Raw genomic sequence first — 14,073 nt, 5'->3', positions numbered from 1 at the left:
AGGCCTGCCCCCGGCCCAGCACGCTTAGCATTGCCCGGGTCGGGTATGCCCAGACATGCGCATCGTGATTGTCGGAGCAAGCGGCAACGTGGGAACGGCCGTCCTCCGGGCCGCCCGCACCGCGGGGCACACCGTGGTCGGTGTTTCCCGGCGGGTTCCCCAGCAGGCGGAACCTTATGATGGCGTGCGGTGGGAGTCGATCGACATTGCCTGCTCCGATTCGACGACGCGGCTCCGCCCGATCTTCGGCGGCGCGGACGCGGTCGTCCACGCCGGGTGGGCGATCCAGCCCAGTCACGATCAGGGCTACCTGCGGTCGGTGAACGTCGATGGCAGCCGAGCTGTGTTCGAAGCGGTCGCCCGGGCTGGGGTTCCCCGCTTGGTCTACCTCTCGTCCGTCGGCACGTACGCGCCTCGCCAGTCGCTGACCCCGGTGGACGAGAACCACGCCCGGACCGGGGTGCGGACTTCTTCCTACAGCCTGCACAAGGTGGAAGTCGAGTCCTTTCTCGACACCTTCGAGGTGACCCACCCCGATGTGGCCGTGGCTCGCCTGCGGCCGGGCCTGATCCTGCAACGGGACGCCGCGAGCGAGATCCGCCGCTACTTCCTCGGCGCCCTGGTCCCACGTCCACTGTGGAACCTGGCGAGCAACGGGAAGCTGCCTGTTCTTCCGCTGCCGCGCGGGTTGGTGCTCCAGTTCGTGCACTCCACCGATGTCGCGACCGCCGCCATCGCCGCCGCGGAACAAAGCTACCGAGGGGCGCTGAACCTGGCCGCCGAGCCGGTGTTGGACTCGGCTGATCTCTCCGCCGTGCTCGGTGGCCGCGTGGTCGAACTACCCGCACCGGTAGTCCGGGCAGCGGTCGCGGCCGGGTGGCGGATCAGGCTGCTCCCGACCTCACCCGGCTGGCTCGACCTCGCGCTGTCCGTGCCGGTGCTGCGCACCGATAGAGCCAGGTCCGACCTCGGCTGGACACCGACCACCGACGCCCACGACACCTTGCGCGACCTCGTCGCCGGTCTCGCCGACCGCGCGGGCGTCGCCGCAAGCCCCGCTCTGCACCCCTGACCGAGGAGAACGACGTGAAGGCCCTCACCTGGCACGGCAAGCGCGACGTCCGCGTCGACACCCACCCGGACCCGATCATCAAGGACCCGACCGACACCATCATCAAGGTCACCTCGACCGGGCTGTGCGGCTCCGACCTGCACCTCTACGAGGTCCTCGGCCCGTTCCTCACCGAGGGCGACATCCTCGGCCACGAACCCATGGGCATCGTCGAGGAGATCGGCAGCGCGGTGACCGACCTCGAGGTCGGCGACCGGGTCGTCATCCCGTTCAACATCTCCTGCGGCGACTGCTTCATGTGCGGGCAGGGGCTGCACTCCCAGTGCGAGACGACCCAGGTGCGCGAGCAGGGGATGGGCGCGTCGCTGTTCGGCTACACCAAGCTCTACGGCGGCGTCCCCGGCGGTCAGGCCGAGTACCTGCGGGTGCCCTTCGCCGACAAGCTGCCGATCAAGGTCCCCAAGGGTCCGGCCGACGATCGGTTCCTCTTCCTGTCCGACGTGCTGCCCACCGCGTGGCAGGGCGTCGAGTACGCCGCGGTCCCGCCCGGCGGCACCCTCGCGGTGATCGGCCTCGGCCCGATCGGCGACATGTGCGCCCGCGTCGCCCAGCACCGCGGTGTCGAGAAGGTCATCGGCATCGACCTGGTCGACGAACGCCTCACCCGCGCCGCCTCCCGTGGCGTGCACACCCTCGACCTGCGCGAACACGGTGCCAACCTCGCCGACGCGGTCCGCGAACTCACCAACGGCCGCGGCGCCGACTCCGTCATCGACGCGGTCGGCATGGAAGCGCACGGCGCCCCCGTCGCCTCACTCGCCCAACGCGCGGTCGGCCTGCTGCCCGACGCCGCGGCCGAGAAGATGATGCGCAAGGTCGGCGTCGACCGCCTCGAAGCCCTCCGCCTGGCCATCGACATCGTCCGCCGCGGCGGCACCATCTCCCTGGTCGGCGTCTACGGCGGCATGACCGACCCCCTGCCGATGCTCACCCTGTTCGACAAGCAGATCCAGCTGCGCATGGGCCAAGCCAACGTCCACCGCTGGGTCCCCGACTTGCTCCCGCTGCTCACCGACGACGACCCCCTCGGCGTCGACACCTTCGCCACCCACAAGATCGCCCTCACCGATGCCCCCGAGGCCTACGGCATGTTCCAGCGCAAGGAGAACGGCGCCGTCAAGGTCGTCTTCACCCCCTGACAGGGACCCAGCCCGTCCGCGCCGTGTCGGATTTGCCCGGGGCGGGTAGGTACCGCGCATGGCGGTCTACGGCTTACACGCGTCCCATGAGCAGGTCCACCCGGCGCGGCTGCTGGACGCGGTGCGCAGGGCGGAGGCCGCCGGGTTCGGCGCGGCGATGTGCTCCGACCACTTCGCGCCGTGGACGTCGGCGCAGGGAGAATCGGGGTTTGCCTGGTCGTGGCTGGGTGCCGCGCTGCAGGCGACCTCGCTGGGCTTCGGTGTGGTGACGGCTCCCGGCCAGCGCTACCACCCGGCGATCACCGCCCAGGCCATGGCCACGCTCAGCGCGATGTACCCGGGCAGGCTGTGGGCGGCGCTGGGCACCGGTGAGGCGTCCAACGAGCACATCACCGGCGAGGTGTGGCCGCGCAAAGATGTGCGGTCGGCGCGGTTGCGGGAGAGCGTGGACGTCATCCGGGCACTGTTCGCGGGCGAGGAGGTCTCGCACGACGGCCTGGTGACCGTCGACCGGGCCCGGCTGTGGACGCTGCCTGAGACTCCGCCGAAGCTGTACGGCGCGGCGGTCAGCGTCGAGACCGCGCGCTGGTGCGCGGAATGGGCGGACGGGCTGATCACCGTCAACGCACCGGTCGAGCACCTCCGGTCCATGGTGGACGCTTACCGCGACGCGGGCGGGCGCGGACAGCTCGCGTTGCAGGTGCACCTGAGTTGGGCGCCGTCGGAGGACGAGGCGTTGGCCGTCGCGCACGAGCAGTGGCGCGGCAACGTGTTCCCGCCGCCGGTCTGCTGGGACCTGCTCCCGGCCCACTTCGACGAGATCGCCAAGTTCGTCACCCCCGACCAGGTTCGCGCCTCGGTCAACGTCTCCGCCGACCTCGGTCAGCACGCTGCCTGGCTAGGTGAGTACGCCGACCTCGGCTTCGAGCTGATCCAACTGCACCACGTCGGCACACAGCAGGACGCGTTCATCGACGCGTTCGGCGCGAAGGTGCTGGGGCAGCTGTGAGACTGACCAAGACCTCGGACCTGTGGTGGAAGAACGCGGTCGTCTACTGCCTGGACGTGGAGACCTTCCAGGACGGCAACGACGACGGCTGCGGTGACTTCCGCGGCCTGACGCAACGGATCGACCACTTCGAGCGGCTGGGCGTGACCTGCCTCTGGCTCATGCCGTTCCTGCCCTCGCCGGACCGCGACGACGGCTACGACATCACCGACTACTACTCGGTCGACCCGCGCCTGGGCACGCTGGGCGACTTCGTGGAGTTCGTGCGCACAGCCCGTGATCGCGGGATTCGGGTCATCGCCGACCTGGTCGTCAACCACACCTCCGACCAGCACCCGTGGTTCAAGTCGGCGCGGGAGAGCCGGGACTCACCCTACCGCGACTGGTATGTGTGGCGCGACGAGCCGCCTTCGGACGGGCCGAAGGGCGTGGTGTTCCCGGACAAGGAAACCAGCCTGTGGGAGTACGACAAGAAGACCGAGCAGTACTACCTGGACCGGTTCTACAAGCACCAGCCCGACCTCGACGTCGCCAACCCGGCGGTGCGCGACGAGATGGCGCGGATCATGGGGTTCTGGCTGGAGCTGGGCCTGTCCGGCTTCCGGGTGGACGCGGTGCCGTTCCTCCTGGAGACCGAGGGCAGCCTGGACGCGTCCACCCTGCCCGACCCGCACGACTACCTGGTCGACCTGCGCGCGTTCATCTCCCGCCGCGCGAGTGACGCGGTGCTGCTGGGCGAGGTGAACCTGCCCTACGAGGACACCATGGAGTACTTCGGCGCGGGCGTCGGCGACCAGTTGACGATGTGCTTCGACTTCGTCGGCATGCAGAAGATGTACCTGGGCCTGGCGCGCGGCTCGGCGGCACCACTGGTCCAGGCGCTGGCCGAACGCCCGGAGCCGCCCCGGGACGCGCACTGGGCGACGTTCGTGCGCAACCACGACGAGCTGACCCTGGACAAGCTCACCGACGCCGAGCGTGCCGAGGTCTTCGCCACATTCGGCCCGTCACCGGACATGCAGCTCTACGACCGCGGCCTCCGCCGACGCCTGCCCCCGATGCTCGACGGCGACCAACGCCGGATCAAGATGGTCTACAGCCTGCTGTTCTCCCTGCCCGGCACCCCCGTCCTGTTCTACGGCGAGGAAATCGGGATGGGGGAGAACCTCGCCGTCGAGGGCCGCTCCGCCGTCCGCACCCCGATGCAGTGGGAACCCGGCGTCGGCGCGGGCTTCTCCGACGCCGACCCGTCGACCTTCCCCGCGCCACCCCCTGCGGGCACCTACGGCCCCTCCGAGATCAACGTCGCCGACCAACGCCATGACCCCGACTCCCTCTTGTCCTGGATCCGCCTCCTGATCGAGCGCTACCGCGAATACCCCGAACTAGCGTGGGGCGACTGCACCTCCCACCCCACCGACGACGACGCCCTCTTCGCCCACACCTGCACAGCCGACGGCACCGCCATCACCGCCATCCACAACTTCACCAACCTCGAAGCCACCACAGCCCTCCCCATCCCCGACGGCCCCCACCACGACCTCCTCACCCGAACCCCGATCCCCTTCCACAACGGCAAGCTCACCGTCGCTCCCTACGGCTCCCTCTGGATCCGCCATCCCGCCTAGGTCTGCTGCCTCGCTCTTCGGAGAAGGAGGCGACGCAGCCCTCTCACTGAGACGGCCGTCCGATCCCGCTGGTGGGGTTACGCCCGGTGAGGTGTTGTGGCTCAAGGCGGTCAGATTCCGGCGATCTGGACCAGGATGGTGCCGTCCTGGGTGGTCAGGCCGCCGGGCATCAGGCACAGCAGTGGGTTCACGAGGGCGTAGATCCAGGAGATGGTGGCGCTGGCGCCGGTGAACTCGCCGGAGGTGACGGTTCCGGTGGCGGTGTTCTGGACGATGCCGCCGGTGGCGGTCAGGGTGCCGACGATGCCGGTGAGGGTGGAGGTCTGGCCGTTGTTCCAGTGGATGGCGAGGGTGCCGCAGGCCGGGTTGAGTTCGATGGCGTTGCAGGCGGCGCCTGGGGCGGGGTAGGAGTAGGTGCCGCCGGTGGTGATGCTGGTCAGGGTGGGGTCGGTGGAGGTGCAGGACGGGATGGTGTCGGTTTCCTGGACGGTGACGGTCTGCGGGGTGAGGGTGAGGCCGGGGGAGTAGGTGACGTGGCTGCTACCGGTGCAGGTGACCGAGCCGATCGCGGCGTGCGCGGCCGGTGCGGGGAGCAGAGTGGATACGGCGACCAGTACCGCGACCGCGCCTGCTCGGCGCCAAGATCGGGCTGCTACCCCGCGTCGACCGGTGTGGGTCCTCATCGTTGTCTCCGTTCGTGGAGCTGTTCACGGGGTTGTCGCGGCCGGTTCCTGGTTGGGGGCGTTGCGCCGTCATCTTCTGGTCGTGGAGGTGGACAGGTGTGCCCGCGACCGGCGGGCACACCTGTCCACTGTGGTCAGCAGCCAGTGGCGGTATCGCCGCCGTCGACTGCGCACGTGTCGGAGCCGAGGCCACCGTTGGCGGTGTCGCCGCCGACGCCGTCCAGGACGTCGATGGTGTCGTTTCCGTTGGAGCCGCTCATGATGTCGGTGCCGTCGTGGTCGACGATGGTGTCGTTGCCGTTCTGGCCGTCGAGGTCGTCGTTGCCGGGGCCGCCGTAGATGTGGTCGTTGCCGTTGTCGAACAGGTAGAGCAGGGATCCGAGGAAGGTTTCGCCGTAGTTGGTGTCGTTGCCCGCCTCGCCGTAGAGGTAGTCGGCGCTGTTGCCGCCACCGATGACGTCGTCGCCGTCACCGGCGTGGATGGTGTCGTCGCTGTTGCCGCCGTCGATCGTGTCGTCGCCCGCACCGGCGTAGATGGTGTCGTTGTTGTTGCCGCCGTTGATGACGTCATTGCCGCCCAGGCCGCAGATGACGTCGTTGCCGTTGCCGCCGTTGAGGGTGTCGTTGCCGGGAGTGCCGGTGATGGCGCAGCCCAACGCGTTGTTCACGGTGGTGGACTGCGCCGCGGTGTTGTTGCCGGACAAGGGATCGGTCTCGGTGGCCGACACCGTCGAGGTCGCGGTGATCGTGCCGGTGGCCGATGGGGTGACGGAGATGGTCACGGTCGCTGAGCCCGATGCCGCGACCGCTCCGAGGGCGCAGGACACGGTCGGCGCGGACACCGTGCACGAGCCCTGTGAGGAGGTGGCCGAGTTGATCGTCCGGTTGGCACCCGACAAGGTGGTCGACACCGACACCCCGGTTGCTCCGGCCGGCCCGGCGTTGGCCACGCTCACGGTGTAGGTGTACGGACTACCACCGAGGGACACCGGGTCGGCCGAGTCGGTGACCGACACCGACACGTCGGCCCCGGCGGGGACCGCGGCCCAGTCACCGTTGTTGAGGAAGCCGGAGTGCAGCGCGGTCCGGCCGGTGCCGTTGGTGTTCATCACCGCGAGGCCGGTGCCGTCGTGGAAGGAGATCTTGGTGCCGTCGGGGGACCACACCGCGGCTCCGTCGTCGGTGTTGGTGCCGGAGATGTTGGTGTAGCCGGTGCCGTCCGCGTTGATCGTGAAGACCCCGCCCTGCCCGGTGGAGAAGTCGTAGGTCGAGGCCGCGATCTTGGTGCCGTCCGGGGACCAGCTCGGGCCGCTGAGGAACTCCGGGGGGCTGGGTCGGTTCTTGATGGTGGTCTGCCCGGTGCCGTCGGGGTTGATGGCGCGGATGCCACCGCTCGCGGTGTAGGCGATCCTGGTGCCGTCCGGGGACCACGTGGGGGCGCCGCCGGACACGCCCAGCGAGAACGGGTCGGTCCCGTCGGCGTCGATGACCGTCAGCAGGTCGGGGCTGTAGACGAGCTTGTCCCCGGCGGGTGACCAGGCCAGCGAGCCGGAGTCGGCGCTGATGGCGCTGGTGAGCTGGGTGGCGCCGGTGCCGTCCGGGTTCATCACCCAGACCTGGTTGGAGCCCTGGGAAAACGAGTACCGCAGGAAGGCGACTTTGCTCCCGTCGGCGTTGACCCGCGGATCCTTGGACAGGTCGTCGGAGTCGGTGAGCTGGGTCAGTCCGGTGCCGTCCGGGTTGATCGAGTAGACCTCGTCGTCCTGGTCGAAGTAGATCTTGCCGTTGATTCCGGGGAACGTGGCTTGTGCCGGGGGACCGACGACCACCGGCAACGCCGCGGCCATGATCACCGCGCAGGTCAGGGTTCGTACTCGTCGCCCGATCGCGGCGCGCGGTCTGGTGGTGCCGATGGGCATGGTGGCTCACTTTCGCTTGGCGGGGAGTGGACGTGGGCGGTGATGGAGGCGTGGGCTTGTGCCGACAGGGCGCCGCCGACCTCGCGGATCCGCTGTGGGAGGCCGGCTCGGTCGCACGCAGCGGTTCTGGACGCGGTCAGTGGTGCTGGATGAGGTTGCCGCGTGCGGTGGCGGGAGCGAGGGTGGCGCTACCGGCGAAGGTGGCCGTGTAGTGGCCCGCGAGCAGGGCCACCAGGACCGGGCACGGGCCGTGGCAGGTGGCCACACCACTGGCGTTGGTGGCGGCCGTGCACACGGTGGTCGAGCCGACGGTGAAGGTGATCGTCTGGCCCGGGACCGGGTGGCCGGTGATGGTGCCGGTCTCGGTGTTGGTGGCGGTGTCGATGACCGACACGGTGCCGCCGACCCCGATGGTGGCCGTGACGGTGTTGGTGCTGGTGTCGATCACCGAGACCGTGCCGTTGCTGATGCCGTTGCCGGAACTGGCGACATAGACCCGAGAACCGTCCGCGCTGATCGCCTCCCCGCTGGGTCCGATCCGACCGGGATCGTCGCGGTGATGGTGCCGGTCGCCGCGTTGACGACCGAGACCGTGTTGGCCCGTTGGTTGGCCACGTAGAGCGTGCCTGGCGCCGCGGCCTGGGCGGTCGCGCTGGTGAACACGGTCAACGCGGTGGCGACGATCGCCGCGCCGAGACCGAGTGCGGCCCATCTGTTTCGTTGGGGCTGAGCGTGTCGAACCACGTGCGCCTTCCTCTCTGAAGTGCGACAGCGGTTGCGGATGGCCGGTGAATGTGCGACACCCGGCCCGTTGGAGTATCACCGCCGGTTCCGAAGAGCCATAAGCGCGACACCGCTCACCCCGACCACGACCACCATGTCACCTCGATGGCCCAGCATTCGTGGGGGCGTCTACCGCTTGGGTAGCTATGCAGGAACGAGAGTTCACCCGACCGCCCCGCCGGCGGTGCTTGGCTCTTCGCACACCCGGACCACGTGGTTCGCGATTGGTGAGGAAGCCTCGACATGAACACGAAGGGGACCGAGGGGAATCAGATGTGCGACTGCCGCGGAAAGGTCAGCCGAGCCCGACGAGTCGAAGATGGGGAAGATGACGGCTGGAATCGGCTTGCGGTCAGGCGGAATGAGCGCACTAGTGGGTCCGACAACAGGCGGGAGCGGTGATGGATCACGACGACATGTCGGGGGAAGGCACTCCGTTTCGCTGCCTGACCAGCGTTCCCTACGCCGTGCTGGAATACTGGGGCGGTGCGCTCGTTCGACGAACTGGTCCAAGAGGCCGCGGCGGTGCCGGTGTCCGGATCGGACTACTCCTGGTTGGAGGGACGGGCAGGCGAGGAACGTCCACCGTGGGGGTATGCCCGCCTGGTCGGGCAACGGGCGTCGCGGGCGCGTCGGGTGTTGGACGCCCAAGGCGGTGATGGGCAGATCCTGGCCGGGGCGCTGAGGATCCGGCCCGAGGTGTTGGCGGTGACCGACAACAGGCCGGATCTGCTCGAGTCCGCGCGGCGCGCGCTGGCACCGTGGGGCGCCGCGGTCGTCGAGGCGGAAGACGGGGTGCTCCCGTTCCGCGACGGCGCTTTCGACCTGGTCGTCAGCAGGCATCCCAGGATCGGGTCCACGAACTGGTCCGAGGTCGCCCGGGTCCTGGCACCGGGTGGCGCCTACCTGGGCCAGCACGTCGGGTCCGGGTCGGGACGGGAACTGGTCGAGGCCATGCTCGGCGCCCAGGAAGTCGAGGACGGCCTGGCCGAGCGGGAAGCCGACGCGGCGCGAGCAGCCGGATTGCGGGTGCGAGACCTGCGCAAGGTAGGTCTACAGGTGGAGTTCGGCGACATCGGCGCGGTGGTCTACCTATTGCGCAAGATCGTCTGGTTCGTCCCCGACTTCGCCGTCGACCCCTACCGCGAACACCTTGCCCTGCTGGACAAGCACATCCGCGCGGAAGGCTCGTTCCGCACCCTCGCGCACCGCTTCCTCATCGACGCCCACGCACCACGCTGACCCTCACCGACATCCCCCAGTGGGCACGACTGTGTTCCCTGCCGCGGATTCACGCACCGGCCACTCCCGCCGCGGCGCCTACGCCGTCGCTGTCGGCACGTCGGGCCGGTCAGCCCGCCATGGCCCAGCGGATGGAGCGGACCAGGCAGTGGCCGGAGACGCGCACGAGCGGGCCACCGAGGCTGGGCAGCCGCAGTTGTGCCCGTGCCCAGGGTGGGAGTGTGGCGACGGCGTTGGCTGCCAGGGCGGCGTACGGGACCCGGGCGATCCACGGTAGTGGTGGGTTGAGCAGGAGGAATCGGGCGGTGTCGCGGGCTTGTGGTATGGGGCGCAGTTCGGGGCGGTAGGCCTCCAGGCGTGCGGCCAGGTCCGCTTGGTCGCGGGGTGGGTCGGTGATGCCCAGCGCCGAGGCGATGCGGGCGGTGTCGGCGACGTAGCCGTCGTAGCCCGCGTGGTCGAGGGGGTGGGCTCCGAACCGCTTGTGGGCTCGCAGGAAGCTGTCGACCTCGGCGACGTGGACCCAGGCCAGCAGGTGCGGGTCGGCGGCGTGGTAAGCGTCGCCGCGGTCGGTTGTGCCGCGTACTCGCTCGTGGATGCCGCGGACGTGGTTCACGGCGGACTGGGCGTCGGCGGCGGTGCCGAAGGTGGTGGTGGCCAGGAAGGTGCTGGTGCGCTGCAGCCGTCCCCAGGGGTCGCCGCGGTAGCCGGAGTGCGCCGCGACGGCCGCCATCGCCAGCGGGTGCAGCGATTGCAGCAGCAGCGCCCGCAACCCGCCGACGAACATCGACGCGTCCCCGTGCACCGCCTGGATCGGCCGGTCCGGGCCGAACCACCGCTCGCCGGGGGTGTCGTGGATCCGCGCCCGCACCGCCTGGCCATCGGGTCCGGCGACTCGCGCGAACAACTGCTCGCCCGCGAGTCTCCGCAACCGCCGAGGGCTCAAGACCGACTCCATGCCACCACCTCCACTCCCAGGCTAGGCGCGATGGACCGTGGCGGCCCTGTGAGTGGAGTGGTTCCTGCTCGAGTCGAGGGTGATCCACGTCAAGGTTTGCCGGTGGTGCCGACCTTGGTACTACCAGGGCATGTCCTACACCGGTATCGCCAACCCCCGCCGTACCCGACTCATCGACCTCCACCCCGAGCCCGCCGCGGAGCAAATCGACGACACCACCCAGACAGCGTCGACGCCCATTCCGGTGGACGAGCCGGACACGATCATCCAATAGAGCCTCGTCGTCGACCGCGACGACGAGGTCGAACCTGGGGGCGATTACGCCGGGGGCGTCCGTATGGGACGAACAGAGTCGAGGTGACGTGGGGCAGGACACGCCTGGGAGCGGAGAGCACCCGCCCGCCCGCGCGTTTGTCCTGGTGATGAGCACAATCCGGTTCCACGTCCTCGGCGACTCGCTCGCGGTCGGTGTCGGCTGCACCTCGCCGGAGCAGACCATCGGCCATCGGCTGGCCACGGTGCTGCGAGGGGACGGTCACCGCATCGACCTGAGCGTGCACGCGGTCTCCGGTGCGCGCTCGACGGACCTGGCCCGCCAAGTCCACGCCTCGGCCGCGGCGGGGGTCGACCTGGCTCTGGTGGTCATCGGCGCCAACGACCTCACCTCCTTCACCGCGCCCGCGGTCGGGGCACGCCTCGTGCAGGACGCCGTCGCCCACCTGGTCGGCGCGGGTGCCGCGGTGGTCGTCGCCACCGCGCCCGACCTCAGCATCGTCTCCCACGTCCCCCCGGCCTACCGCGACCTCGTCCGCCAAGCCAGTCGTCTCTATGCCGAAGCCCAGTCCGATGCCGCCACCCGAGCCGGGGGCACTGTCGCCGCACTCGGCCCGGACCTGTTCGACCGGTTCCGGTCAGACCCGGCACTGTTCTCCGCCGATCGCTTCCACCCCTCGCCCGCGGGGTACGCGCTCATCGCAGAAGCTCTTTCTCCCTGTGTCCGCCTGGTGACCAGGCCGGACTCAGGGAGCTGAGCGCTTCTCCCCAGTGCGTTCACCAACTACTTCTTGGTCATCTTGGACCGCCCCTGCACACCGCGCCGCTTCGCCTCGCCGCACAGCCGGTACCTCGTCGGACCTTAGGACCCTTGCGACCCGAGCGCTGCCCGCCTCGGCGCTGCGGGGACATGCGGTTCGCGGAGGACCGACTCGCCTGTTCGGACTCACTGGCCTGCGCCCGATCCGCGGCTCGGACGAGCAGAAGGTGACGCGCGCCTGACATCGCCGGCGGATCCATCAACCTGTCCACCGCGGTCCAGGCCGCCACGGTGGCGGCACCTTCGCCCACGACCAATCGTGCGAGGCGTCGCTCAGGAAGCGCACAGGCAACGCACAGCGGGCTCATCTGGTTCGGCAGGCGGAGCGGTCGACGCTCCTGGGTGTCAGCCCGAGTCGAGAGGAATCACCACCATGTCGCAGACGCCGGATCAGCGCGATGAGCAGACCGTCCCTGTTGCCGAGGTCGTTCAGGGGGCCGAGCAGCACGTCCCCACCTACGCGGCTCCGCAGGTGCCGACCAGCAAGGCCAAGTGGCGGGTTGGGCGGGCGGTCGTGGCCGCTGTTGCCGCTGGGATGGTGGTTGTCGGGGGTGCGGCGGGGTTCGCCCTCGGATACGGGGCTGCCGACCACGGTCCTGGGATGTCGGCCTCGCACCAGGAGCGCGGGGACGACCAGGGCCAGCGGCAGGACAAGCGACCCGAGGCGAACGGGGACACCCCGCCCGGTGCGGCGGACGGTGGGGAGAACCGGCGTCGTCCGCAGGGTGATCGCCAGGGCGACGCCAGCGGTGGCTGACTAGCGCTGGAAGACCTGGCGGCCCGCGAACCAGGTTTCGGTGACGGTGGTGGTGGCCACCTCGGCGATGGGGCGGGTGAACGGGTCGCGGTCTAGGACGATGAAGTCCGCGGACTTGCCCGGGGTAAGAGAGCCGGTCACGTCGTCCAGGCCCATGGCGCGAGCGCCGGAGAGGGTGAACGCCTCGATGGCCTCGCCCAGGGAGATGGCCTGCTCGGCCCACAGGGAGCCGCCGAAGACGCCGTTCGGGTCTTGGCGGGTCACCAGGCCCTGGATGCCTTCCCAGGCGTTGGGGGACTCGCTCACCGGCCAGTCGGAGCCGCCCGCGACCAGGGCGCCGGTGTCGAGCAACGAGCGGTTGGGCTGCATCCGGGACGCGCGCTCGGCGGGGAGCACGTTCGCGATCGCGGTCGGGATGACGCCGGGGACCCACAGGAACGGCGAGATGTCGGCCGAGACACCCAGCTCGGCGAATCGCGCCAGGTCGTCCGCGTGGACGAACTGCCCGTGCGCGACCTGGTACTTCACCGTGTCGTACCCCTCGGCGCGCAACGTTGCGACGGCGTCGAGCGTGGCACGCACGGCGGCGTCACCGGTGCAGTGGATCTTCGCGGACAGCCCGGCCTGGGCAGCGGTGCGCAGCCAGCCCTCCAGTTCCGCGGGGGGCATGGTCGTCGCGCCGTGGAAGCAGGCGCCGTGCACCTCGTCCGGGAGGTAGGGCTCCAGGAACGCGGCGGTGCGGGTCGGCGGGACGCCGTCGAGGAAGATCTTGACGAAGTCGGGGCGGTGGTGCTCGGTGCGGTAGCGGGAGCCGAGTTCGATCAGCGGCAGGCCGATCGGGTCGAAGCCGAAGATCGGGTCGTTGATCAGCAGCGACGACACCACCCACGCGTCGAGCCGCCCGGCCTCGTCCAGCGACTTCAGCGCGCCGAGGATGTCCACCGACACGCCGGCGTCCTGGAACGCGGTGATCCCGAAGGAGTGCAGGACCTCGATGGCGTGCCGCGAGGCGCGCGCGTGCTGCTCGGCGGTCAACGTCCGGGTGTCGCGCATCGCGTGCTCGATGAGCACCCCGGCGGCCTCCAGCAGCACCCCGGTCGGCTCGCCGGTCGACGGGTCGCGGACGATCACCCCGCCCGCCGGGTCGGCCGTCGCCGCCGTCACGCCTGCCAGCTCCAGCGCCCGGCTGCTCACCCACCGGTTGTGCCTGCTGTCGTCGGTCAACGCCACCGGGCGCCCGCCAGCGGCCTCGTCCAGCGCGCGCCGCGCCGACTCCCGCGACAGCGTCTCCACCAGCGTCGACGCCCACGCCCCGCCGACCACCCACTCGTCCGGCTCCAGCCCCCGCGACCAGCGGCGGACCGCGTCCAGGATGGCCTCGAACCCCAGCTCGCCGCCGAAGGTCAGCTCGAACAGCTCGGCGCGCCCGGCCAGGGCGTGGTGGTTGTGCACGTCGACCAGACCCGGCATGACGAACGCGCCGCCCAGGTCCCTGACCTCGGTGTCCGGTCCGCGCTCGACGTCGTCGTAACCCACCACGCGGCCGCAGGCGATGGCCAGCGAGGTCGTCCTCGGCCGGTCGGCGTCCACCGTGTGGACGGTGGCGTTGGTGAGGATCAGGTCAGCGGCCAAGGTGCGCACTCCTGGTGGACAGCGGTCGGGGTCCCGCCAGTGTTCGGGCACCGCGACCCGCGCAGAACGCCCCCGTGCGTCCTCGTGCGGCCGCGGACAAC

13 protein-coding genes and 1 pseudogene are annotated in these 14,073 nt (G+C 70.1%); 8 read left to right on the top strand and 6 right to left on the bottom strand.

The annotated features are described in order from the left end of the window. The first annotated feature begins 55 nt into the window (after nt 1-55). Genes BMY07_RS31370 through BMY07_RS31355 form a run of 4 tightly spaced genes read left to right on the top strand, consistent with a single transcriptional unit; the run spans nt 56 to nt 4,908 of the window. Nucleotides 56-1,072, top strand: coding sequence for an NAD-dependent epimerase/dehydratase family protein (locus BMY07_RS31370; RefSeq protein ID WP_092786581.1), 1,017 nt, complete (start codon nt 56-58; stop codon nt 1,070-1,072). A gap of 14 nt (nt 1,073-1,086) precedes the next feature. Next, on the top strand, nt 1,087-2,271 hold the full coding sequence (locus tag BMY07_RS31365) for an alcohol dehydrogenase catalytic domain-containing protein (RefSeq protein WP_092786579.1): 1,185 nt from the start codon (nt 1,087-1,089) through the stop codon (nt 2,269-2,271). A gap of 58 nt (nt 2,272-2,329) precedes the next feature. Next, nucleotides 2,330-3,280, top strand: a complete 951-nt coding sequence (locus BMY07_RS31360) for a TIGR03885 family FMN-dependent LLM class oxidoreductase (protein WP_092786577.1) — start codon at nt 2,330-2,332, stop codon at nt 3,278-3,280. After that, entirely contained in the window at nt 3,277-4,908 is a 1,632-nt protein-coding gene (locus tag BMY07_RS31355) for an alpha-amylase family protein (RefSeq protein WP_092786575.1), read from the top strand. Before BMY07_RS31360 ends, BMY07_RS31355 begins: the two co-directional genes overlap by 4 nt. A gap of 110 nt (nt 4,909-5,018) precedes the next feature. Here BMY07_RS31355 and BMY07_RS31350 read toward each other — a convergent pair whose 3' ends face one another. The 4 genes and pseudogenes from BMY07_RS31350 to BMY07_RS36320 all read right to left on the bottom strand — a co-directional run. Then, nucleotides 5,019-5,591, bottom strand: a complete 573-nt coding sequence (locus tag BMY07_RS31350) for a hypothetical protein (protein WP_092786573.1) — start codon at nt 5,589-5,591, stop codon at nt 5,019-5,021. Nucleotides 5,592-5,725: 134 nt separating this feature from the next. After that, entirely contained in the window at nt 5,726-7,510 is a 1,785-nt protein-coding gene (locus BMY07_RS31345; RefSeq protein ID WP_092786571.1) for a DUF11 domain-containing protein, read from the bottom strand. A 136-nt stretch (nt 7,511-7,646) separates the two neighbouring features. Further along, a complete protein-coding gene (locus tag BMY07_RS35070) occupies nt 7,647-7,904 on the bottom strand; it encodes a hypothetical protein (protein ID WP_218150855.1) in 258 nt (85 codons plus the stop codon). A 140-nt stretch (nt 7,905-8,044) separates the two neighbouring features. Next, nucleotides 8,045-8,125 (bottom strand): annotated as a pseudogene (locus BMY07_RS36320) (hypothetical protein); the annotation flags it as partial. 654 nt (nt 8,126-8,779) lie between these two features. On the opposite strand from BMY07_RS36320, the gene BMY07_RS31335 reads away from it, so the two are divergent. After that, nucleotides 8,780-9,535, top strand: coding sequence for a methyltransferase domain-containing protein (locus BMY07_RS31335; RefSeq protein WP_092786569.1), 756 nt, complete (start codon nt 8,780-8,782; stop codon nt 9,533-9,535). 109 nt (nt 9,536-9,644) lie between these two features. Here the strand turns inward: BMY07_RS31335 and BMY07_RS31330 are convergent, their stop codons facing one another. Further along, the gene (locus tag BMY07_RS31330; RefSeq protein ID WP_092786567.1) at nt 9,645-10,490 is read right to left on the bottom strand and encodes an oxygenase MpaB family protein; all 846 of its coding nucleotides are present in this window, start codon (nt 10,488-10,490) and stop codon (nt 9,645-9,647) included. Between the two features lie 130 nt (nt 10,491-10,620). Here BMY07_RS31330 and BMY07_RS34685 point away from each other — a divergent pair, with 130 nt between their 5' ends. The 3 genes from BMY07_RS34685 to BMY07_RS31315 all read left to right on the top strand — a co-directional run bounded on the left by BMY07_RS34685 (nt 10,621) and on the right by BMY07_RS31315 (nt 12,340). Next, nucleotides 10,621-10,764, top strand: coding sequence for a hypothetical protein (locus tag BMY07_RS34685; protein WP_177215904.1), 144 nt, complete (start codon nt 10,621-10,623; stop codon nt 10,762-10,764). A gap of 148 nt (nt 10,765-10,912) precedes the next feature. After that, the gene (locus BMY07_RS31320) at nt 10,913-11,521 is read left to right on the top strand and encodes an SGNH/GDSL hydrolase family protein (protein ID WP_092786563.1); all 609 of its coding nucleotides are present in this window, start codon (nt 10,913-10,915) and stop codon (nt 11,519-11,521) included. Between the two features lie 435 nt (nt 11,522-11,956). Then, nucleotides 11,957-12,340 carry a hypothetical protein gene (locus tag BMY07_RS31315; protein WP_092786561.1) on the top strand — a complete coding sequence of 128 codons (384 nt, stop codon included), beginning with the start codon at nt 11,957-11,959 and terminating at the stop codon, nt 12,338-12,340. Here BMY07_RS31315 and BMY07_RS31310 read toward each other — a convergent pair whose 3' ends face one another. Then, nucleotides 12,341-13,972, bottom strand: coding sequence for an amidohydrolase (locus tag BMY07_RS31310; RefSeq protein WP_092786656.1), 1,632 nt, complete (start codon nt 13,970-13,972; stop codon nt 12,341-12,343). It lies immediately after the preceding gene. Nucleotides 13,973-14,073: the final 101 nt, after the last annotated feature.

This window comes from Actinokineospora terrae, assembly GCF_900111175.1.
In the GTDB taxonomy this organism is placed as follows: domain Bacteria; phylum Actinomycetota; class Actinomycetes; order Mycobacteriales; family Pseudonocardiaceae; genus Actinokineospora; species Actinokineospora terrae.
Note: the sequence above shows the minus strand (reverse complement) of the source record. Positions and strands in the feature narration are given on the sequence as shown.